The organism is Selenomonas sp. oral taxon 892 str. F0426, from assembly GCF_000468035.1.
In the GTDB taxonomy this organism is placed as follows: domain Bacteria; phylum Bacillota; class Negativicutes; order Selenomonadales; family Selenomonadaceae; genus Centipeda.
In genome coordinates this window covers 170,592-191,677 of sequence record NZ_KI260539.1, presented here as the reverse complement: position 1 = coordinate 191,677, position 21,086 = coordinate 170,592, and the positions used below count along the sequence as shown (strand labels likewise).

At 52.8% G+C, this 21,086-nt stretch carries 21 protein-coding genes and 1 pseudogene; all 22 read right to left on the bottom strand.

Annotation, left to right across the window (positions count from 1 at the left end):
* Positions 1-196: 196 nt before the first annotated feature.
* The 22 genes and pseudogenes from HMPREF1992_RS06190 to HMPREF1992_RS06090 all read right to left on the bottom strand — a co-directional run bounded on the left by HMPREF1992_RS06190 (position 197) and on the right by HMPREF1992_RS06090 (position 21,086).
* A complete protein-coding gene (locus HMPREF1992_RS06190) occupies positions 197-1,798 on the bottom strand; it encodes a xylulokinase (RefSeq protein ID WP_037358781.1) in 1,602 nt (533 codons plus the stop codon).
* A 179-nt stretch (positions 1,799-1,977) separates the two neighbouring features.
* Positions 1,978-3,588: a CDP-glycerol--poly(glycerophosphate) glycerophosphotransferase gene (locus HMPREF1992_RS06185; RefSeq protein ID WP_021685000.1), complete on the bottom strand. Its 1,611-nt coding sequence runs from the start codon at positions 3,586-3,588 to the stop codon at positions 1,978-1,980.
* Between the two features lie 67 nt (positions 3,589-3,655).
* The gene (locus HMPREF1992_RS06180; protein WP_021684999.1) at positions 3,656-4,480 is read right to left on the bottom strand and encodes an NTP transferase domain-containing protein; all 825 of its coding nucleotides are present in this window, start codon (positions 4,478-4,480) and stop codon (positions 3,656-3,658) included.
* Entirely contained in the window at positions 4,477-5,418 is a 942-nt protein-coding gene (locus tag HMPREF1992_RS06175; protein WP_021684998.1) for a DMT family transporter, read from the bottom strand. Before HMPREF1992_RS06175 ends, HMPREF1992_RS06180 begins: the two co-directional genes overlap by 4 nt.
* Positions 5,415-6,218, bottom strand: a complete 804-nt coding sequence (locus HMPREF1992_RS06170; RefSeq protein WP_231366965.1) for a choline/ethanolamine kinase family protein — start codon at positions 6,216-6,218, stop codon at positions 5,415-5,417. Before HMPREF1992_RS06170 ends, HMPREF1992_RS06175 begins: the two co-directional genes overlap by 4 nt.
* Before the next feature lie 143 nt (positions 6,219-6,361).
* Positions 6,362-7,885, bottom strand: a complete 1,524-nt coding sequence (locus HMPREF1992_RS06165; RefSeq protein WP_369791854.1) for a CDP-glycerol glycerophosphotransferase family protein — start codon at positions 7,883-7,885, stop codon at positions 6,362-6,364.
* Between the two features lie 89 nt (positions 7,886-7,974).
* Positions 7,975-8,562: a GNAT family N-acetyltransferase gene (locus tag HMPREF1992_RS06160; protein ID WP_037358779.1), complete on the bottom strand. Its 588-nt coding sequence runs from the start codon at positions 8,560-8,562 to the stop codon at positions 7,975-7,977.
* Between the two features lie 36 nt (positions 8,563-8,598).
* The gene (locus HMPREF1992_RS11780) at positions 8,599-9,552 is read right to left on the bottom strand and encodes a glycosyltransferase (protein WP_255346844.1); all 954 of its coding nucleotides are present in this window, start codon (positions 9,550-9,552) and stop codon (positions 8,599-8,601) included.
* A pseudogene (locus tag HMPREF1992_RS06155) lies at positions 9,532-10,620 on the bottom strand (DegT/DnrJ/EryC1/StrS family aminotransferase); the annotation flags it as partial. The pseudogene HMPREF1992_RS06155 and the gene HMPREF1992_RS11780, both read right to left, overlap by 21 nt.
* A complete protein-coding gene (locus tag HMPREF1992_RS06150; RefSeq protein ID WP_021684993.1) occupies positions 10,610-11,029 on the bottom strand; it encodes an FdtA/QdtA family cupin domain-containing protein in 420 nt (139 codons plus the stop codon). The pseudogene HMPREF1992_RS06155 and the gene HMPREF1992_RS06150, both read right to left, overlap by 11 nt.
* Before the next feature lie 16 nt (positions 11,030-11,045).
* Positions 11,046-11,585 (bottom strand): ECF transporter S component, encoded by a 540-nt coding sequence (locus HMPREF1992_RS06145; RefSeq protein WP_021684992.1) that lies wholly within the window; start codon positions 11,583-11,585, stop codon positions 11,046-11,048.
* 112 nt (positions 11,586-11,697) lie between these two features.
* Positions 11,698-12,381 (bottom strand): cytochrome c biogenesis CcdA family protein, encoded by a 684-nt coding sequence (locus tag HMPREF1992_RS06140; protein WP_021684991.1) that lies wholly within the window; start codon positions 12,379-12,381, stop codon positions 11,698-11,700.
* Positions 12,382-12,408: 27 nt separating this feature from the next.
* Positions 12,409-12,951 carry a TlpA disulfide reductase family protein gene (locus HMPREF1992_RS06135; RefSeq protein ID WP_021684990.1) on the bottom strand — a complete coding sequence of 181 codons (543 nt, stop codon included), beginning with the start codon at positions 12,949-12,951 and terminating at the stop codon, positions 12,409-12,411.
* 19 nt (positions 12,952-12,970) lie between these two features.
* Positions 12,971-13,717, bottom strand: coding sequence for a 16S rRNA (uracil(1498)-N(3))-methyltransferase (locus HMPREF1992_RS06130; protein ID WP_021684989.1), 747 nt, complete (start codon positions 13,715-13,717; stop codon positions 12,971-12,973).
* A complete protein-coding gene (gene prmA / locus HMPREF1992_RS06125; protein ID WP_021684988.1) occupies positions 13,717-14,664 on the bottom strand; it encodes a 50S ribosomal protein L11 methyltransferase in 948 nt (315 codons plus the stop codon). The genes HMPREF1992_RS06130 and prmA overlap by 1 nt, the downstream gene beginning before the upstream one ends.
* A gap of 171 nt (positions 14,665-14,835) precedes the next feature.
* On the bottom strand, positions 14,836-15,216 hold the full coding sequence (locus tag HMPREF1992_RS06120; protein WP_021684987.1) for a desulfoferrodoxin family protein: 381 nt from the start codon (positions 15,214-15,216) through the stop codon (positions 14,836-14,838).
* Between the two features lie 216 nt (positions 15,217-15,432).
* Positions 15,433-16,401 carry a glycosyltransferase family 2 protein gene (locus HMPREF1992_RS06115; RefSeq protein ID WP_021684986.1) on the bottom strand — a complete coding sequence of 323 codons (969 nt, stop codon included), beginning with the start codon at positions 16,399-16,401 and terminating at the stop codon, positions 15,433-15,435.
* A complete protein-coding gene (locus HMPREF1992_RS06110) occupies positions 16,398-17,984 on the bottom strand; it encodes a glycosyltransferase family 39 protein (protein ID WP_021684985.1) in 1,587 nt (528 codons plus the stop codon). Before HMPREF1992_RS06110 ends, HMPREF1992_RS06115 begins: the two co-directional genes overlap by 4 nt.
* Before the next feature lie 33 nt (positions 17,985-18,017).
* On the bottom strand, positions 18,018-18,977 hold the full coding sequence (locus tag HMPREF1992_RS06105; protein WP_021684984.1) for a sugar-binding transcriptional regulator: 960 nt from the start codon (positions 18,975-18,977) through the stop codon (positions 18,018-18,020).
* A 141-nt stretch (positions 18,978-19,118) separates the two neighbouring features.
* Entirely contained in the window at positions 19,119-19,490 is a 372-nt protein-coding gene (locus tag HMPREF1992_RS06100) for a PTS glucitol/sorbitol transporter subunit IIA (RefSeq protein WP_021684983.1), read from the bottom strand.
* A gap of 62 nt (positions 19,491-19,552) precedes the next feature.
* A complete protein-coding gene (locus HMPREF1992_RS06095) occupies positions 19,553-20,080 on the bottom strand; it encodes a PTS glucitol/sorbitol transporter subunit IIC (RefSeq protein WP_021684982.1) in 528 nt (175 codons plus the stop codon).
* Positions 20,081-20,099: 19 nt separating this feature from the next.
* Positions 20,100-21,086 (bottom strand): PTS glucitol/sorbitol transporter subunit IIB, encoded by a 987-nt coding sequence (locus HMPREF1992_RS06090; protein WP_021684981.1) that lies wholly within the window; start codon positions 21,084-21,086, stop codon positions 20,100-20,102.

Here is a 21,086-nt window from a genome sequence, read left to right as displayed (position 1 = left end):
GTTACCCGATGATAATCAATAAAAATTCTCATCAAAAAAATGCGGTACGAAGAAAGCACCTTCGTACCGCACCCCAATTCATCGATCCTGCGTGCGTGAGCACCCCTGTAACGGGAATCGTACCGCAGCAATTATCCGCGCGGGTCGTCCCCATCGCCTCGATCTCCCTCCTCACATGTGTATATGAAGCCTCCCCCTATTCATCCTCCAGAATCCCTGCTGCCTGCTCGACGGGCAGTGCCATCCTGTAGCGTGCAATAAATTTATCATAGCCCTCCACGCCATGCGGCTCCGGCGCGAGTGTTGTGCTCTCGTCCGCACGGAATACCTGCGCGTCGAGGAAATCCGGAAGCGGCATATTCTTCTCCTGCGCTGCGTAGCAAGCCAGGACCGCCATCCCCCATGCACCGCCTTCGCTCGCCGTATGCATCACAGTGATCGGCATGTTGAGCGCATTCGCCAAAACCCGCTGTGCGATGCGCGGTGTTTTGAAGAGCCCTCCGTGTGCGATCATGACCTCCGTTCGAATGCCCTCCTCTCGTACGAGAATATCCATTCCAATCTTGAGCGGAGCAAAGGCAGAATAGAGTTGTGCAAGCATGAAGTTTTCCAGGTTCATGCGGCTGTGCGGCGTCCGCATAAAGAGCGGGCGCCCGCGCTCCACCGCCGTGATATTTTCCCCCGAGAGGCAGTTGTAGTTCAGTAGACCTCCCGCATCCGGATCCGCCTGCAGCGTACTCTCAAAGAGCAGACGGTAGAGACGATCCGGCGGTACCTCCTGTCCGAGACACGCCGCAAAATTCCCAAATAGACCAACCCATGCATTGATATCTGACGAGCAGTTGTTCGTGTGCACCATGGCAACAGGCGCTCCTGCAGGGGTCGTCACAATGTCGATATTTCGATGAACACGGCGCAGCGGATCCTCAAGCACATTCATCGAGAACGCGGACGTCCCGACCGAGATGTTCCCCGTCCGTTTGCGCACGGCATTGGTACTCACCATACCAGTTCCGGCATCGCCTTCAGGCGGTGCCATGAGGCCCCCAGGAGCAAGCGTTCCGCTCCGATCGAGAAGGCGTGCGCCCTCTGTCGTAAGGAACCCTGCATGCTCTCCCGCACGCAGGACACGCGGCAGAATGTCTGCAATCGACCATGAATACGGCTTCACCTCATCCAATGCAGCAAATACGGCGAGCATATCTGCATCGTAGGCCCCCGTTTTCTCATCAATGGGGAACATTCCAGAGGCATCGCCGATGCCGAGCACCTTCTCCCCTGAGAGCCGCCAGTGCACATAGCCTGCAAGTGTGGTGAGAAAATCAATGTCCTGAACATGTTTCTCCCCGTTTAGGATTGCCTGATAGAGATGTGCAATGCTCCAGCGCTGCGGGATATTGAACCGCAATTTCTCCGTGAGGATGTCTGCTGCCTGACCCGTTGTGTTATTCCGCCAGGTACGAAACTCTGCCAACTGGGTGCCATTCCGATCAAACGGAAGATACCCATGCATCATGGCACTGATTCCTATAGCGCCAATCTTTTCGAGCGGCATATGATAACATCTCTGAACATCGTCGGCAAGGGCTGCATAGCAAGCCTGCACCCCTGTCCAGACATCTGCAAGTGCGTATGTCCACACCCCGTCTTTCAGAGCATTTTCCCACGTATAGCTCCCAGAGGCAATCGTCTCAAAATCCGCATTGATGAGCACTGCCTTGATACGTGTCGAGCCGAGCTCAATTCCGAGGACAGCTGTACCGCTCTCAATTGTCGCAGCATTCTGTTTGAAATCCATATCCGAAACCTCCTCATCGGTATGATCTCCGATGACATAATGCACGCGAAGATCGTTTTTTACATTCAGCTGTGATCTGTGGAGGAAGGCACATTCTTCTTTCCTTCCATTGCGTTTTTGGATGAGAGGCTGCTCTTTCCCCCGTGATGAATGGCCGCATAATACTGTACTGGCATTTTCTATCCGATTCCATAAGCTCTTCGCTTCTTCTCAAAAACTTCCTGTATATCCCAATATAACTCCTTCGGCCAGAGGTCAATTTCAAGCGGCATCGGAAGGGTTAGTGGATCCGCAAAGAGCAGCATGGCCAGCAGAATATATGCTCGTTTCTCCCTATCGGCAGAGTCGTGATATTGTGCCTGCAGGATGGACAAGATCTCATCCAGCCCCCATTGCAGATTTTTATCATGAATCTGAAGCGGTATAAGCGTAAGATAGTTGTCATACCATGACTGTTCACATATGTATGCGAATGTACCAGCTGGCTGATTTAACAGGTACGGAACGAAAAATTTCTTCTGCTCAAAGATCCATCGATCCACCTCCAGCAGATGTATCGGTTCGCGGTGTGTGCTTTCTGCATGATCTGTTTTCAGTCGATGGACAATGCGTGCAGCAGCCCCAACGTGCAGGCTGTGAAATTTGGCAACCGTATGTCGACGCTGCTCGGCGAGGGGATCTTCTCCACGGATTAAATGCAGCAAATACGTCTCAACCTGTTCCCATGTATCCGCAATATAGCTGCTCTCGACCATCCTTGTATAGTCATCTGTTAGGGCAGCATCCTGCGGGCAATAGATCATCGGTCGATCAAGAAGGAAGAAAAACATGTTGATTGAAGAAAAATCTGTCAGCAAAATATCCGTCGACGTAAGTGCCTCAAACAGCGTGTACTTCTCCTCATCAAGTTCAATGTCATGCTTGGCAAGAGATCTTTTATAGCGCAAGACCTCTTCCTCTGTCATCATTCCCTGCTGAATAAAATGGGAGAACATGAGCGGATGCGGTCGGATGCCGAATCTCAGAGTGTCACTTCCATAGCGTGCGGCAAACTCTACAAAATGATCCTTGTACGCAAAGAAATGACTTCCACCGATGAGAGCATCTGTCGTCCAACGAGGTGTCCATAGAATTCTGCACTGTTCAAGAGGCGCTCCGCCCGCATATGTCAGATAACGTTCATAGGCTGGATACCCCAGAACCTCGAAATGCTGCAATCCACCATGGACCGCACATGGATGCCCGGCATCCATCGCATTCTTCTCCTCTGCAGAGTCGCAGAATCCAAAACTCAGATAGGAAAAAAACGGAAATTCCTTACTCCAAGCATGAAGGAAGAACTGTGAACACGGTACCCCATAATCCAGATAGCATAGCTTTGCCGCCTGGGCCAGTTCTCGTGTACGACTTCCGCGCAGCGGACGAAGCTCCTCATAAGGCAGTGCGAGAAAGATATAATCCGGTGCAAGAGAACACAGATCCATGATGTTGGTAAAGTCATAGACATCCGCATAGCGATCGTGAAAGTACTTCCAATACTTCTCCTCATAACGCCCAGCAGGGTGTTTTTCCTGAGCATCCAGCCCTGTATAACTCGGCAGCAGCACGAGGAACACATCGACGTCGCCATCTTTCACAAACGCATCATAAATAGGCGCCTGTTTATCCCAAACAACTTCATTTTGGACGACAAAAACGACGCGCATCCGATGGTTTGCAGCCCGACGATTATGATGCTCCTGCATATAGTACGCGGCAAGCTGCAAATTTGAAAGTGAGTTTTCCTGCATAGTATCGCTCCAACAACGAAAGTCCCAGCAAAAGCGCCGAAAATTACCCTGCCCCCCAAAGTTAGACTTAGGAGAACTGACTTTTGGGGGTATTGTTATAGCAAAATTCCCCTATAAAATTCGGATCAAATGCAAGAATATCCTGCAATGTATCAAATTCATGGATCACACCATCTGGATAGCATTTCCGATAAAGTGCAAGCTCATCCAAATGTCGCATATAGAACTGCTCCCAGAGCAGATGTCGAACAGCCAGGTCTTGCTCGTATGCCCTCCCCAGCAGTATCCGAAACTTCTCGCTGAATGATCGTGAGAAATACACATGTCCCATCATATACCAGCCGCTTTGCCCGCCAATCTGCACTCCTATGATGCGCTCATCCGCATCTGTTGAGAGGTAATATTCTCCCGTCGGCTCCTCGCCATAAACCGCTGCATAGTATGAACGATAAACATAGGGTTCAAAGACATTCTCTGTGAAATAATTATCTGCCGAACAGATGTAGGTGTTATCGAGTATATCCAGCACACGATAGAGCGAGGATGTGTTGTTACAGCGATCGTAATCTGGGTTCTCAACGAGATGTATATGGGGATTCGATGCGAGATAGGCAAACTGCTCTTTTCGATACCCGACAACGAGAAATACCTCCTCAACCTTCGCTGCAAGGAGCTGTGCGATCTGCCGCTCAACAAGCACCTCACCGCGTATCCACAGCAGCCCCTTTGGGGTTTTATCCGTAATCGGTGCAAGTCGACTGCCGTATCCTGCCGCCATCAGCACAGCATTTTTCACACGATAGGGTTCAAGCACCTCTTGCGTAAAGGCCTGCTCATCTCTGCTCCCCGTTTGTCGCCTGGCACAAAGGCCTATGAAGTCTTCATGCGTCATGATGCCATACTCCCTTCCTGAGGATAGAGAGAAACGAGAAGAACACCGACGAATACAAGCGCACACCCCAGTAAGATCTGCCCGGACACCTCGGAGCCCCCCATCCCCCATTGCAGGACAACACCCCAGATGATATAGGTCGCATTCGTCGCCATCCCACGTGCACAGCCGATCGCACGATTCACTGCGTACCAGAGGAAATAGGAGATCCCGGCAATGACCCCCGCAATCATGAGTGTGCCCAGCGCGGCAGGTACGGCAAAAAGGGCATGAATGGCTCCACCGCCGGAGAAAAACGCGACCGTCATAAGGAGCAAGACTGTCCCTGAGATGCTCTCACGCAGTGTGATCGCCAGATCGGGTTCGATGTTGGACATTCCATGCACGGCCAGCACAATCTCACTGCCCCAGCAAAGTGCCGCAATGAATGCACATATCATCCCCGGCAAGATCAGAGGTGCTGCAGTCTCGAGTGTCGTAAATCCCGTAATGATTGCCCCTGCAACAGCGAGGGCAATACCACATGCCATACGCACATTGATCTGCTGATGCAGAAAAAACCGTGCCAAAACACACCCAATAACGGGATAGAGCGCTGAGAGCGCAAGCGCATAGGTAGGCCCTGCCCAGAGGATGCCGAGACAATAGGATAGCTGTCCAAGCGGGCCGCCCAACAGTGCGGCCAAGCACAAAAACGCCCCCGATCTGTTGAGCAGTGTATGAACAGACCGCAGAACACCGCGCAAACCATTGACAAAAAGCAAAAATATGGCAGCACTCATATCATTGACTGCTGTACAAGCAAGCGGGAAAATAATGCCTGCAGAAAGGCTGTCCGTGATGGCACCGCGTGCCCCCACATCGTACAGATAGTTATTGCAGCCCCAAAGAAAGCCACTCAGAACGCCCAGCATCAGCCACAGAGAGTAGCGTCTCATCCTATGCCTCCCAGCAGCGTCTGCACCTTTGCCGGATATGTCTTTGCAAAGCGAAACTGATTGTCTGCATACAAACCAAATGTGACACCAAAGGAACTCTTATAGGCGCACCAGCAGCTCCATAGAAGACCACCCACCGCCATATAAGCATAGACCCTTACCTTGATTGCCCGATCGAATCCTTCTGGAAAATATTCTGCAATCAGGCGCTCCGTTTCCTCCTCGGTATAGTTTGCATAGAGGGCAAACATAGCTACGTCAATCAGCGGATCACAGCGCCCCGCATATTCCCAGTCAATGAGATAGGGCGACTCACGCCCTTCAACAAATAGAAAATTATCAGCGACAGAGTCAATATGACACAGCGTTTGACTGCTTTCCAAAAAAGGAGAAACAAATGTCTGCAGACCAAAGACGGCACGTCGCACCTCTCGATATTCAGGAGGGAGATTTGTCCTTCCCTGAAGCATATTTTCATAATGACATACAGCATCAAATGGATTAAATATTTTCTCCGCCGTCAGTCTGCGTTCATGAAAGGATCGCAAGGCCCTCATGCAGCGCCCCACCTCATCCATATTGTGGGGGTCACAGACATGCGCCCCCTCATAGTAACATGAGATTTTATATCCGGGATCGGTGCTGAGTACAACGACACGCTCTGTAATATCAATGGCACTGAGCATCTCATAGACAGCCTTCTCATGCGCACGATCAATAAGCAATTCTGTTCCCTTGCCATTGCATCGAAAAATATACCTCTGCCCATGTACAGTAAACAGGAAAGAATCGTTCGTCATTCCTTCCTTGAGGGGAAAAAGAGGCGTATCTGCTGCAGCTTCCCCAAAGTGATGCTGAATGATACGACGAATAAAGGCTTCCTCATGGAGTGGAGGAACCAAATCACACTTCTTGTCCTGCACCATTGCAGCTCCTACTCCTTTTATATAAGACCAACGGCTCTGCGCTGCTGGTCAAAGACCTCCCATATGTCCTGATACAGCCCCTTCGGCCAAAGATCAACTGCGAGCGGAAGGGGTAATGTCAACGGGTCAGCAAAGAGGAGCATCGCCAGGGTAAGGCATGCACGGCGCTCATCAGTCTCAGCAGAGATATACATCTCCTGCAGTTTTGCAAGGAGCTGCTGCTCTCCCCAGATGAGATTTTCGCTCTGAACATGCACCGAAAGAAGTGCCAAATACCCCTCATACCATTCTTGTTCACAAAAACGCGCAAGCAGGTCCGTCCTTCGTCCCGCCAAAAGGGAAACGAGGCCTTTCTTTTGATCGAATATCCATCGATCCAATTCTGGCATGTGTACGGCCTCGGGATTCCGGCTGTCTGCATAATCCTTTTTAAGTCGATTGGCAATACGTCTTGCAGCCCCACGATGTTTCTCACAAAACGCTGCAACAATTTCCCGCCGACGGTGCGCCGCAGGATCCTCGCCGCGCAGCAGGCGCTCCAAATGGAATGACGCCTCTTCCCAGTTCTGGGCGACATAGCTGCCCTCCAGCATCTGCTTATAATCATCCGTCAGCTCGCTGTCATTCGGGCAATAGACAAGCGGTCGATTGAGCAGAAAAAACGGCATATTGAGCGACGAAAAGTCCGTAAGCAGAATATCTGCCAAACCGAGCGCTTCAAAAGCGTCATATCGCCCCTCATCCAGCTCGACACCACACGCTGCCAACTGCTCTTTATAGTCTGCAACCTCCTGCTCCGTCATCTGTCCCTTTTGAACAAAATGATCGAACATGAGCGGATGCGGGCGGATCGCAAATTGTATTCCTGCGCCGCCATATTTACCCGCAAAGGCAAGAAAGTCATCCTTATAGTCAAAGAAATGGCTTCCTCCAATTCTCTTCTCCGTATTCCAACGAGGGGTCCATAAAACTCTTCGTATTACGCGCCTCTCATTTTGTGCTTCCAAATACGATTCAAATCCGGGATAGCCGAGATCCTCGAAGTGCTGCACGCCTGCCGCTGCCGTCACAGGATAGACAATCTCCATCGCGGCTTTTTCCTCGGCAGAGTCGCAAAAGTGAAATGTCATATGAGAAAAGAAGTCTGACAAACCCGCTTCAATTTGAATAAAGGATTTTGTTCCTTGTGTTCCATATGCGATGTAGCAAAGTTTTGCGATCTTGGCAAGCTCTGCTGTATGGGTTCCGCGGAGCGGACGAAGCCCTTCGTACGGGAGCGCCATAAAGATATAATCGGGCTGAAAGATACGTAGGTCGAGTACATTGGTAAAATCATAGACATTCGCGTAGTGATCATGAAAGAAATGCCAGTATTCCTCTTCGTATGTTCCCACGGGCTTCTCCGCTTCATTATCTGTGGAGCTGTAACTTGGGAGAAGCACAATGATTGTTTCCACTGTCTCATCTTCCGCGAGCACATCATATACGGGAGCCTGTTTGTCCCAAATAAGCACATTCTGCACAAGGAAAACCACCCGCATTCTTCCCTCAGGATGCGGGCGATTGTGATGTTCTGCAAGGTTGTATGCCGCTATAAAAGGGTTAAAATACGCGTGATCCTTCATAATGACTACACCTTTTCCGTTCCTGTCAATCGCTGTTCCAGCCTCTTGCGTACGCGCACCCAGTCGTCTTTGGCGCGCATGTACTCCACCTGTTTCATGCCGTTGACAACCAGCTCATTTGGAAAGCGTACGGATTCCTCATTTCGATAGAAACCATATTTCTCATGATACCGGATGGAGGCAGTATTCTCGATCACGATATGCGCATAGCACATCTCCAGCTCCAATGCATTGTACATATAGTCCGCAAAAAGCATGCTGGCCTCTGCAAAGAGCGCGCTTCCACGATAGCGGCGGTCACCGACAAGCAGTCGCCCCGTAATGGAGATGCGCTGTACAGGATCGTGATCCGTCCACCCCATCGTAGCAAAGGGCGTGTTTGTGTCCCGTTCTACAACAAGAAGAAGGCCCTGCGTTGGATCGGCAAGATAGTGCTCATACCACGCACGCTGTTTTTCCATCGTGAGGTGAAAGGGTTGGTTCAGATAACGATTGTTCTCAGGATCGTTGCGCCAGTCGATGATATAGCGAAAATGCTTCTCCTCCACTTCCTCTAGCCTTATCGCAGTCCCTTCGATATGAATTCCCTGCATCATGGTCTCCCTCAGTCATCCTCATCGTATGGTGTCTCACTCAATCAATTTTTTGAGCTCATTCGGATCGACATCTTGCAAATAAGAGCCTGTATGCACGATCTTCTCTACCTCAGCATAGTAGGCACGTAAAGTTTTCGTATAGGGAGAATTCTCATCCTCCCGCTGCTCCATATGCCAACGATAAAGATCTGCAAATTCTGCGTGTCTCTCTGCAATAATTGTCAGTGTCGCATGATTGTCAGCCACCAACCGGGCTCTCCACTCTATCGAACGCCCATTGGATATACCGCTGTCAGATTCATACCATACGAAGTTTTGATTCCAAAACCCGAGGAGAATATCGTCAGAAACCATAACAACATAAGCTGAATCCTCTGCATATACAACCCGTCCAAGAATCAGCGCAGTATAGGAGGCCATGAGTGTGCGCTCGCCCATGAACGAGGCACCGACAGCATAGTCCTGACACAGGAGATATGCCTCTTTGGCTGCTGAAGCATCTCTCTCCAGATAGGGGCGCAGCTGATATGGCTGCATTCCATTGTATATGTGGAACTGTTCTCCATCTCTGCTGTAGTAGCAGCTCCGTCCAAAAGCAATGTGGTATCCCTCACTCTTCATGAAGTGAACGATTCCTGCGAGCGCTGTATCGCTATACAGATAGTCCCCTGGTGAGATGGGCTTTACATACGTGCCGCGGGCAACCGTGTATGCGTTCATCACATTGCGAACCGTTCCCTGATTCTTCGCACTACGCACGATGCAATAGTCCTGAACATGGTGCGCGTCCATCCATTGCTCGATCTCCTCCTGACGGAAGTCCGGCGTGCCATCGTCTGCAATAACGATCTCATAGGAACATCCACGCTGGCGAATAATGGAGGTCAGCGTGGTGAAGAGCTTTTCATAATTTGGACGATAAGTGAGAACGCAAAGAGAGACATCATAATGCTGCTCGTCACCTGGATAGGCATTGACCGTCTCGATGACGTAAGCGATCTCATCCTCTCGCATCCCATTGAATATCGGCAGGCTCAGCACCTCATTCGCATACTGCTCCGCCAGGGGACAGCTGCCGCGCTTATGTCCAAGGTCTGTGTAGCACTCTGCGAGATGCGGAGGAATTGGATAGTGAATGACGGTCTCGATGCCATGTTCTGAAAGGTATGCCTTAAAATGGTCGCGGGCAGGCGTCCGAACGACGAACTGATGGTAAACGTGCTCTGCCCCTTCTCTGGTTTCCGGCAGGATGACATACGGGTTCCGTATCCCCGCAAGATACTGTTCCGCAATCCGCTTACGCTCCTCAATCAAGGCCGGCAGATGTCTAAGCTTCACACGCAGCAATGCCGACTGTATCTCATCGAGACGGGAGTTCACACCGCATAGCTCGTTGTGATATTTCTCCTTGCTCCCGTAGTTGCGGAGCATACGAATGTTCTCAGCGAGCGCTGCGTCATCTGTCACGATTGCTCCCGCATCGCCGAATGCTCCGAGGTTTTTCGTCGGATAGAAGCTAAAGCAGCCAATATGTCCGAATCTCCCTGTCATGGTGTCGCTGAAATGCGCACCATGTGACTGGGCACAGTCCTCGATCACAGCGAGTTGGTGACGCTCTGCAATCTCCATGACCGCCGCCATATTGACCGCCTGCCCGTAGAGATGGACAGGCAGGATGGCACGTGTACGCGGTGTAATTGCCGCTTCAAGCAGCGCAGTGTCCAGGTTATAGTATGCATCCGGCTCAACAAAGATGGGCGTTGCGTGATTTTCCGTGACGGCAAGTACCGTCGCGATATAGGTGTTTGCAGGAACAATGACCTCATCCCCCACGCCAATCCCAAGTGCACGAACGGAAAGGATAAGCGCATCGAGACCAGAGTTTAGCCCGACCGCATATCTTGCCCCCATATATGCGGCAAATTCCTGCTCAAACGCCTCGAGTTCCGGTCCCAAAATGTACCAGCCGGAACGCAGTACACGCAGAGCCGTCTCCTCATACTCTGCAGCATGAAGGTCATACTGGCGGCCAAGCACAGCAAGATCAATCTTCATGAGACTGCTCCTCTCCATGCACCATCTTCAGGAATTCATCGTAATCACGGATGTAATCCGCCTCATCATAGACCTCAGATGCCAGCACCATCAGGACGGCATCCGGGGAAAAGTCATACATCTCCCGCCACATTGCATTTGATATATAAAGACCCTCATAGGGTTTTTCGAGCGGAACAACCTTCTTTTCCCGCCCATTATCGAGACGTATTTTGCACGTTCCATGGATGCAGATCAAGATCTGCTCGAGCTTCCTATGTGCATGATGTCCGCGTACAACGCCCGGTATGGTATCATACATATAGTAGACACGCTTGATGCGAAACGGAATATCATTGAACTCCTCGAGTGCGACGAGCATCCCGCGGTCGTCTCCATGCGGCTGAAACATATATTTTATGATCTGCATAAAACACCTCGAACAATCAAAACCTCGGAAAACGATCCCGCAGCAGAGGTAAAAGGAACAGTGCAATCACAGAGTTCACGGCCCCCTCCATCAAAAGGCCCGGAGAGGAAGTGAGTGCAGCGGCAAAACTCGCGTAGAGAATCCCTCCTGCAATGGTATACCCCGCCGCCATCCAAAGGCTCGAGAGAAGGAGCGCAGAGATGACCCTGGGCCGGGGTGCAAGCTCGCGCCCCCGTCGTCCAATGTGATAGACGATCTCGGCCATCACAAATTTGATGATAAGCGTCGGCACGATCCAAAGGGCAAAGCCCCCCAGAAGGTCGGCGAGCGCTGAGCCGATACAGGAGGCAAAGAGCACTGTGCGGCGCGGCACAAGAAGAGCAAGCAAAAAGATCACTGCATCTCCCAGATGGGCATAGCCGAGCGGGATTGGGATATGCGGCAGATACGTCGCCACAAAGACAAGCGCTGTCATGAGTGCGGTAAAGACGAGTTCCTGTGTTGTAAACGAATTTCTCCCTCTGTGTTGATATTCCATGGTCGTCTCCAAATCCATTCCTAATGTCCTTCTATACCATATCACACGCCGTACCAAAATTCAATGATTCTCAAACCAAAACGACCTCCCTCACGCCGGTAAGACGCTTGGGAGGTCGCTGTCTGTTGAGTTACGACAGGATGCGCACGAGATAGGTCAGCGAGTCCGACCAAAGCAGCACGCCGAGAAGGACGAGCACGATTCCAGCGGCCTGCTGAATGCGCGGCAGATACTGATAGAATGTGCGCAGCTTCATGATATGTCTCCGCCAGATGACAGCGAGCAGAAAGAACGGTACGGCAAATCCAAGACTATAGACAAGGAGGAGCAGTGCACCCGCGCCGACGGTCGCCGTATCACCCGCATAGAGAAGAATCGTTGCGAGCATCGGCCCGGTACACGGTGTCCAGCCGAGCGTAAAGCCGCAGCCAAGGAGGAACGCGCCTCCAACACCGCCAAAGCCCTGCCGTTGGAATGGACGATACTCACGCAGGAGCAGCGGTATCTTGATCCACCCCGTCATGAAGAGTCCCATGACGATGATGAGAACAGCCGCCCCCTGCCGCAGAAGTTCCTGATAGGAGAAAAGCCATGATCCGATGAACGATGCCGTCGCTCCGAGCAAAACGAAGATGAGCGTAAATCCTGCGAGAAATGCAGTCGTATTCGCATAGAGGCGCTGGGTCTCCCGCCCATCCTGCTGACTGTTCTTTGCAAGAATCAGCGAAAACGTTGGCAGGAGCGGCAAGACGCAGGGCGAAATGAATGAAAGAAAGCCCGCGAGGAATGCACCGCCAAGAAGGGTTAGTTCCATATGGAACGGCCTCCCCTCCAGATGCTCTTAGAGTTTGCTGACGACATCTTCGAGTTCCTCTTTCGTCACACCGCCCGTCTTGCGGTAGACGACCTTTCCTTCTTTATCCGCAACAACGGTTGTCGGGATCGCGCGCACACCGTAGAGGGTAGCTGCCGTCCCCTTTGCATCAAGTACGACGGGCAGATCTGCCTTTCGCTCTGTCATGAATTTCTGTACGGCCGCGGCATCCTCCTGCAGGTTCACGGCATAGAAATCGACCGTGTCCTTGTGCGCCGCATGGAAGGCCGCGAGGTCGGGGATCTCCGCTTGGCAGGGCGGACACCACGTCGCCCAGAAGTTGATGATGTAGGGTTTCCCTTTCGCCTCGATGGCGACATCCTTGCCTGCGAGATCCTTGAGTGCAAACGTCGGCGCCGCCTCCCCGCGAAGGCCGCTCCCCTTGCCCTGCTCTTGTGCAGACTGTGCGCTCGCAGTCCCCCCCGTATCAGCCTTCTCATTGCCGCCGCAGCCAGCAATCATGGAGACTGCGAAGGCCGCCGCAAAAAGTGCCGTATATGTCTTTTTCATATTGTTTCCTTTCTGATCACTATAGATCCAAATTACCAAGTTCGTACTGTGTCACCGCAAGTGCTGTAATGGCTGCAGTCTCTGCACGCAGAATACGCCGGCCAAGCGACACGGGCTGTCCGCCCATCGCACGGATGCGCTCTGCCTCGGCGGGAGAAAAGCCCCCCTCTGCCCCAACGATGAGCACGATACGCCGTGCCTGAAGCGTGCGCAAAACCATGCGCATACTCTGTTTCTCCTCTGCTTCATAGCAAAAAAGGATTGCCGTCCCGGAGGCATTGAAAAGCTCTGTGTCCTGCAAAAGAGATGGAAGCGGAGCAATGTCCTCCACCCGCATCAGCGCATTACGGCCGCACTGCTTTGCGGCCTCATCTGCGATCTTTTGCCAGCGCGCCGTTTTGGCTGCGGCCTTCTTTGCATCATAGCGCACGACAACATTTTCCGTCTCTATGGGGCAAACGGCCGCCGCGCCAAGCTCCACGGCCTTTTGAACGACAAGCTCCATCTTCTCGCCCTTGAGAAGTGCCTGCACAAGGAAGACTTCGGCTGCCCCCTCTCCCTCCTTTGGGAGTTCCTCTGCAAGACAGAGACGGACGACATCATGAACGACCTCACGTACCTGCATGCGGGCGATACGCCCGTCAGCCGCCGCAATAACAACCTCGTCGCCGATGCGTGCACGCATGACACGCGTGAGATGATGTGCATCGCCGCCTGTGATCTCGATTTCCTCCGCGAGCTCCCCCGGATAGAATAGGCGCCGCATCAGTCTGCCAGATCCGCGCTGCGCCGTATAATCATCGCAGCCCATTCCTTTTCGCGTGTGATGTCCAGCACGACAAATCCATGCTCTGCAGCAGCACGCTCAACATCAACAATGCGATCGTCGATAATCCCTGAGGCGAGAAGGGTCCCGCCCGGCGCGAGATGACGATCGAGCTGTCCAAAGAGTCGAATGATGATGTCTGCAATGATGTTCGCAATGATGATTTGGGCAGGAGGCATTCCCGTGCACGCAGTGAGGAGATCGCTCTGGAGTACACGCACATTTGAGACAGCGTTCTGCCGGATATTCTCCTCTGCGACGGCGACGGCGACGGGATCGTAGTCCATCGCAACAACGTCGTCGGCACCTAGCTTGGACGCAGCGATGGAGAGGATGCCCGAGCCGCACCCCACATCGTAGACACGCAGCGATGGAGATACAATGCGTTCGAGCCAGCGCAGGCACATCGCTGTCGTCGCATGCGCCCCCGTGCCAAATGCCGCACCGGGATCGAGGTCGATGACGATCTCATCCGCTGCCGGGCTATACTCCTCCCACGTAGGACGCACGACAATGTGCTCCCCGATCTTCTCTGTGTGAATGTAGGCCTTCCACGTCTCTGCCCAGTCCTCATCTGCGACGAACGTATGCGAGATTGCTGCTGCCCCAATGGCAGCAGCACGGCGCAGATTCTCGACGCGTTCGGCAAGTGTCAGCAGGCTCCCCTCCAAGCGTTCATCTTCGGGCAGGTAGGCACGTACCGTCACGGTATCCGTATCCTCTGCTCGCGGAAGATCCGTATAGTCCCAGAGACCCGCGTCAATGTACTCGTTCACGAGGGACGGATCGTCAATCTCCGTCCCGGCAGCCCCAAGCTCCATCAGAATATTGCCAATGAGATCTGCTCCTTCGTGCGTCGTCACCACGCTCACCCGTGCCCAGCGCATTCCATCGCCCCCATGATTTCATTCAAGTGCCCCATACCTACTGAGATGCAGTATACAGGAAAAAGATTGGAAAAGCGATAGATTTTTCACTGCCGTCGCTTGATAATAGGATAAAAAAAGCTGCCGCACATGTGTACAGCAGCTTCGTTCAGCTGAACCAGCGGTTCTTCCTCAGAGATCTGCCTGCCAAAGACCGTGCAGATTGCAGTACTCGAGGACCTTCACGGGCGTATCGCCGTCTGCAAGACGGAACGTGAACTCAGGCGCGTCCGCCGCCGTGAGATTGGCGCGCTGTACACCCTTCTTTGTCACGAGGACGATGCACTCAATGAGATGCTCCTCCGTCATCGGATGGGCAACAGAGCCGACCTTCACATGCACCTCATTCTTTTCCTTATCATAGGTCGCAACAGGGACATGCTTCTCCTGCGCTGCATCGACTGTGTTTGGCTTGAGTACTTTGAGCGCCTGCCCGTCAAGCGCGAGATTCAATTCCTCATCACCATAAGACTCAATGATGTGCTTCTTGTCTGCAACATAAAAAACTGACATAGGTAACCCTCCTATTGTGGAAGCCGCAGCTTCCTATCCGTAAATACACAGCAAAGTAAAGTATGCGAAACACCGTCAAGCACATACACTTGATCTGTGTTTCAAAATGTGGAGTGTGATCAGCACAATAGATATCGTCTATTCCGCCTTTCACAAATAATAATTCTCCATAAAATAAGATTATCCTTCTTTTCTCTCAAAAATTTTCGAGAAAAATTATTTTTTTTCTGCCGCATTTGTGTCAATGAACTCCTGCACAAGATAGCGCGGCCTATGTTTGACCTCGAGGTAGATCTTCGCGACATACTCCCCGATCACACCGATGGAAAGGAGAATCAAACCTCCGAGAAACCAAAGGGAGACGACAAGACTTGTCCAGCCAACAATGGTCTCACCAATGAAGTGCCGCACGATCGACCACACGAGCATCAGTCCGCTGATAAAGGAAATGCACATTCCCATCTGTGAGATGAGGCGTATGGGGCGTGCGGAGAGCGAGGTCACTCCCTCCCAGGCAAACGAAGCCATCCGTCTCCATGGGTACTTCGAGTCACCGGCGAGACGCTGCTTCCGTGTATAGTAGACGACATCATGCGTGAGGCCGATCATGGGCACGATTCCGCGCAGGAACAGGTTGACCTCGGGATACTCTGCAAGCGCCATGAGCGCCCGCCGATCCATCAAACGGAAATCAGCATGGTTGAACACGATATCCGCGCCAAGTGCGCGCATCGCCCGGTAGAACGTCTCCGCCGTAAAGCGCTTGAGGAAGGTATCCGTCGCGCGGTTCTCGCGCACACCATAGACGATATTCGCCCCCGCCACATACTTTTCCAGCATCGCATCGACCGCATTGATGTCATCCTGCAGATCTGCATCGAGGCTGATCGTCACATCCGCATGGGGGAGCACCGTCATAAGCCCTGCGAGCAGTGCATTCTGATGTCCCTCGTTGTGCGCGAGGTTGATCCCGGAAAAAAGGGCGCTCCGCCCTGTACAGTGCACGATTAGCTCCCATGTCCGGTCACGGCTGCCGTCATTGACAAAGGCAATCCGACTGCGTTCATCCACCACGCTGGAGGCGATCAGAGCCTCTAGTTTTTCCTGCAGTTTATCCGCCGTATCATCCAGCACTTCCTGCTCGTTATAGCAAGGAACGACAAAATAGAGAACGGGTGGGGTCATTCTTTATCATCCTTATAGATGCAGAGGCCATCGCGCTCCTCGACGAGCTGCCAGTTCTCTGCGCCAAGATCCTTCATCATCTTTTTGTGCATGAATGCACGCATGATGATGTATTTCGGACGCGCATCTTCGCGCAGGGCTGCAAGGGACTCCGCACGGTTCGTGTCTGCCTCAATGCCGGGAATATCCGTATAGAGCATAACGCCGGGACGCAGCTGCTTGTCGATATAGAGCGCCCGCCCCTCCGCCTCTGCTGCAGCATGGTATGTGGATGCATACTGAAGTGCAATCTGCTTGACGCTGAAACTCCCCTCGACGGCAGGCATCATAAAACCGAAGGCAATCACCATCGTCATGACACCGGCACCGACATGCAGCCATGCAGCCATGATGAGGTTGTGCGATGCCGTAATGCTGTATACAATCGCCGCCCCAAAGACGAGGGTGATCGCACCGAGCCAGAGACCACCCTCAGCGAGGCCCGCGAGACTGTCCCCGCTCATCAGCCATCCAAGACCGAGCAGGAGGAACATGAGCGCACTGCCGCCCGCCCATGCAAAATGCGTCTGACGCCAGTCATCCAACATACGTGCAAGGTTCCACCCAATGATGGTCGAAAGCGCAGGCGTCAGAAGGAGCATGTAGGAAACCTGTTTCGTCTGTGCGATCGAGAAGAACACGAGAACGAAAATCCACCATGTCTGGAAAAAAGCCAGCAGCTGTGCCTCCTCACCAAAACTCCTGCGAAAGGCATTCTTGACTGACTGGATGAGAAGCCCCGTCCAAGGAAAGAATCCGAGGATGAGAACGGGCAGATAGAACCACCAATGCGCACGTACGGGATGCAGCGGTGCCGTAAAGCGGCTGATATTATGAAAGCCGATGAATTCGTAGATAAACGCCATGCCGTGTACCTCATACATATAGAGGTACCAGGGCAGTCCAACGGCAACAACGAGAAGCAATCCACGCACAATATGCATACGAAAGAGCTGCTCGAGCTGACGCGTCGCAAGCAGATAAAAGAAAACGATGCCACCCGGGAAAACGACACCGATGGGGCCCTTCGTCATCACTGCCAAGCCGCAAGCTAGGTACATCAGCCAATACTGCCGATGGATGAAGGAGAAGAGCGCCGCCGTCATGAAGAACAGCAGTGTTGAATCCGTCACAGATGCCTTGCCCATATACATGAGGATGATGCTTGTCCCCATGACGATCCCCGACCAAAATCCCGTGCGTGCACCGAAAAGACGTGCGGAGGCGAGTGCCGTCATGAGAATGGAGCCAATCGCCATGAGAGAAGCTGGAAGACGTGCTGCAAGCTCGCTGAATCCCCCAAAGATTTTGAGGGACAAGACGACAAGCCAGTAGAATATCGGCGGTTTATCGTACCAGAACTCATTATAAATGCGCGGCGACAAATAGTCACCAAATCGAATCATTTCCTTAGCTGTCTCGGCATAAACCGGCTCATCCGGGTCAAGCAGTGCCGTTCCGCCGATGCCAAAGAGAATCTGGAAGGAAATGATAACGAGCAGCACAAGATAAACCGGCCACGCAAGATTTTTTTCGTCATTCATGCAGATACGCACCTCACATGTATGAAATCCATGCTAAATCAGATGTTCCGCGCAATCAATGTCCGTGATGAGCACATTGATGAACCCGCCGCGGATGGCGCCGAGAACCGCGTCCTTCTTCGCCCGTCCACCCGCAACACCGACGCGCCGCACGATCTTCTTCAGCGTATCAAGGGAGATGCCGGCCACGCGCTCGTTGAATTCCTGGAACGGACTTGTATCTCCATTGGCATCGAAGTATCGAAGCGCAATATCGCCAACTGCGCCGCGTGCCGCAAACTCCTCGAGGATCGTGTGGTCGACATAGCCCGTCTGCAGAATTGTCGAGTGCTCCGTCGAGGGGATCCCAATCCCCATCAGGACGAGGTCGAGACGTGTGTAGAGACGAATCACATTGCGGATCGTCTTCTCCTCTAGGAAGCCCTCGAGCACCTCACGGCGTGAAAATACCGCGGGGGAAAAGAACTGGACACAGTCTCCGACAAAGCGATCGGCAAATTCCTGCGCGAGGTAGTTGGAGTGAATGTCGAGACGACTCTCTGCTACACCGCCAACGAGCGGCACAAAGGTCGCCTTGATCGGATTTCGGATAAAATAATCCGAGCGCACGACATTTTGAATTGCCAATCCCATCGTAATGCCGACGAGGTAGCCGTCCATCAGTACCCGCGACAAATACTCAAGCGTCGCACTGCCGATCTCTGAATTGATCGGGTACTGCCCGCCCGATATGGGACTGGACGGAACGATGATAACCTCCTGCAGATTGTATTTCTTCTCCAGCTCACGCTCCATCTTCCCATATGCGATGTTGTCAGGATTCTGGATCTCGATACGGACAATGCCGCGCTCCTTACCTATCGTAAGCATGCGCGAAACCGTCGGACGCGAGATGCCCAGCACCTCACAGATCTCCTTCTGCCCCAGACCATCTTGATAATAGAGACTGCAGCATTTGAAAATGAGGCGCACATCATCAACAATTTTCTTCATTGTGAACTCCCTCGCAGCGATCCGTCACTGTTGGAACTCTATGCGGAACACATTCTGTCTTTTGCAGCTGATATTGACATATTTTCTATCATATTGCCAAAAAAGGGAGCTGCCGCTGCTGCGGCAGCTCCCTAGCCGCCATCAATGCACTTCGATGGTGGCACCCATTCTGACATCGTCCTTCGTAAGCGCCACATCACCCTGGAGCATGATGCAGCCGGGACGCTCCGGTGTCTCGCCCCCCTTAAAGGAGAGGGTACAGTGTCCAAGCTCCCGCAGTGTGTGCAGAGCCTCCTCACCAATCGCCGTGATCGTAAACGCCTTGTCGCAGATGATCATCGTATCACCGACAGCCGGATCTGCGTTGTAGTTTGCAGGCGTATGAAGCACGGAGAACTCGGCCAGTTCGGCCGGCGCATTGTTGTTGAATATGATGATAAAGTTCGCATTCGGATCATCAAGGAAGAGCAGAGACTCCTCTCCCCAACTCGTAATCTCACAATAGTATTTCATACTGCACCCTCCTGTCTCATAAAAAAGCCCTGGTCCTGGATGGGTCTGTGTGAGGCACTTCCTTATGCCTGGTTCGCCTCACGGCGCTTCATATAGAGATAGATCTTCTCCGTGACAATGCCGCGAATGAGGATGACGACGATGCCGACGAGGAAATAGCGGACGGCGAGATCCCCGAGCGGCAGCCCAAGCGTTGTAATACCGGCTGCGATGCCCATATAGACGAAGAGCTCACCGCCGTTCGCATGCGGGAAGAGCCCCGTCACGGGATGTACAAAGCTGACCGCCGCGTCATAGTACGCAGGCTTGTACTTTTGATCGACGAAGTTGCCGAACGTGTAGCACATGGGGTTGCCGAGAAAGAGCACGGCAAGAACGGGAAGCACAGTATAGCGTGTGACAATGTTCTGCGTTGCCCGCTGCGCTACACCATTCACGCGATCCTCACCAATGAGCTTGATCATCGAGTTGACCGCTGTCATCATGATGACGAGCAGAGGGATAATCCCCGTGACCCAAGATACAAAGATCGCTGCGCCCGCACGAAAAAGATCCATAAAGCCGTTTGCTGCTGTTGCTATCAGTTCCATAATACTATATCCCTCCCAATTAGTAAAGGCCAATGCTTGCCGCGTAGGCGATCAGAACCGCCAAAGGGCCTGTAATCATGCGTGAATAGAGAACGGCAGGTACGCCGAGCTCAATCGTCTCAGGATCCGCCTCGCCAAGACTGAGGCCGACTGGGACGAAGTCCGCACCAACCTGCGCATTGATCGCAAAGAGTGCGGGCAGTGCATACTGCGGAGGGATATTGCCCATGCCGATCTGTGCGCCGAGGAGCGTTCCCACCACCTGCGCAATGACCGCGCCGGGACCAAGCACAGGAGAGATAAATGGAATCGCACACACGAGGGAGATGACGAGCATGCCAGGCAAGGTGCTCGCGAGCGGCGAGATCGTGGTCGCAATGACATTGCCAAGTCCGGAGATGGAGATAATGCCGAGGATCATGGAGACGAATGCCATGAACGGCAGGATGCTCTTGATCGTGATATCGATAGTCTCACGGCCTGCGGCATAAAACTTATTGACAACACCGCCGATGGCAATGCCGAGACGCGTGACGAAATTCTTTTTCTTCCCAGCCTGCATCTCTGCGATCTCTGCCTTTGCCTGCTCCTTGCTCTTCGGGGTATGCACAGGTGTCGCTGCTGCCATGCTCTCACTCGCATCCGCCAGTGAAAGACAGGAGAAGTCGACCGCTGAGACATAGAGTTCCTTTGTAATGAACTGAGCGAGGGGGCCTGTCTTTCCGACCGGCAGCACGTTTGCAGTCAGAATGCCCTTTTTCGGATAAACCCCGCAGCGCGCCGTTCCGCCGCAGTCCACAACAGCAAGCAGGATCTCCTCATCCGGCACCCCTGTCGAGAACCCATCCACGGGTGTACAGCCCGTCATCTCAGCGATTTTTGCCGCAAGCGGGTGAATGCCGCCGCCCGTCACACTGACGATCTTATTGCGCGTCTCGGTGGGAACGAGAACGAGCGGCCCGCCCCAGCCTCCGTTGCCGGCGACAATTTTCAATGACTGATACAT

Coding starts and splice junctions, on each gene's coding strand:
- HMPREF1992_RS06190 (WP_037358781.1), bottom strand. CDS start 1,798: ATGGATTTCAAACAGAATGCTGCGACAATTGAGAGCGGTACAGCTGTC.
- HMPREF1992_RS06185 (WP_021685000.1), bottom strand. CDS start 3,588: ATGCAGGAAAACTCACTTTCAAATTTGCAGCTTGCCGCGTACTATATG.
- HMPREF1992_RS06180 (WP_021684999.1), bottom strand. CDS start 4,480: ATGACGCATGAAGACTTCATAGGCCTTTGTGCCAGGCGACAAACGGGG.
- HMPREF1992_RS06175 (WP_021684998.1), bottom strand. CDS start 5,418: ATGAGACGCTACTCTCTGTGGCTGATGCTGGGCGTTCTGAGTGGCTTT.
- HMPREF1992_RS06170 (WP_231366965.1), bottom strand. CDS start 6,218: ATGACGAACGATTCTTTCCTGTTTACTGTACATGGGCAGAGGTATATT.
- HMPREF1992_RS06165 (WP_369791854.1), bottom strand. CDS start 7,885: ATGCGGGTGGTTTTCCTTGTGCAGAATGTGCTTATTTGGGACAAACAG.
- HMPREF1992_RS06160 (WP_037358779.1), bottom strand. CDS start 8,562: ATGCAGGGAATTCATATCGAAGGGACTGCGATAAGGCTAGAGGAAGTG.
- HMPREF1992_RS06150 (WP_021684993.1), bottom strand. CDS start 11,029: ATGCAGATCATAAAATATATGTTTCAGCCGCATGGAGACGACCGCGGG.
- HMPREF1992_RS06145 (WP_021684992.1), bottom strand. CDS start 11,585: ATGGATTTGGAGACGACCATGGAATATCAACACAGAGGGAGAAATTCG.
- HMPREF1992_RS06140 (WP_021684991.1), bottom strand. CDS start 12,381: ATGGAACTAACCCTTCTTGGCGGTGCATTCCTCGCGGGCTTTCTTTCA.
- HMPREF1992_RS06135 (WP_021684990.1), bottom strand. CDS start 12,951: ATGAAAAAGACATATACGGCACTTTTTGCGGCGGCCTTCGCAGTCTCC.
- HMPREF1992_RS06130 (WP_021684989.1), bottom strand. CDS start 13,717: ATGCGGCGCCTATTCTATCCGGGGGAGCTCGCGGAGGAAATCGAGATC.
- prmA (WP_021684988.1), bottom strand. CDS start 14,664: ATGCGCTGGGCACGGGTGAGCGTGGTGACGACGCACGAAGGAGCAGAT.
- HMPREF1992_RS06120 (WP_021684987.1), bottom strand. CDS start 15,216: ATGTCAGTTTTTTATGTTGCAGACAAGAAGCACATCATTGAGTCTTAT.
- HMPREF1992_RS06115 (WP_021684986.1), bottom strand. CDS start 16,401: ATGACCCCACCCGTTCTCTATTTTGTCGTTCCTTGCTATAACGAGCAG.
- HMPREF1992_RS06110 (WP_021684985.1), bottom strand. CDS start 17,984: ATGAATGACGAAAAAAATCTTGCGTGGCCGGTTTATCTTGTGCTGCTC.
- HMPREF1992_RS06105 (WP_021684984.1), bottom strand. CDS start 18,977: ATGAAGAAAATTGTTGATGATGTGCGCCTCATTTTCAAATGCTGCAGT.
- HMPREF1992_RS06100 (WP_021684983.1), bottom strand. CDS start 19,490: ATGAAATACTATTGTGAGATTACGAGTTGGGGAGAGGAGTCTCTGCTC.
- HMPREF1992_RS06095 (WP_021684982.1), bottom strand. CDS start 20,080: ATGGAACTGATAGCAACAGCAGCAAACGGCTTTATGGATCTTTTTCGT.
- HMPREF1992_RS06090 (WP_021684981.1), bottom strand. CDS start 21,086: ATGTATCAGTCATTGAAAATTGTCGCCGGCAACGGAGGCTGGGGCGGG.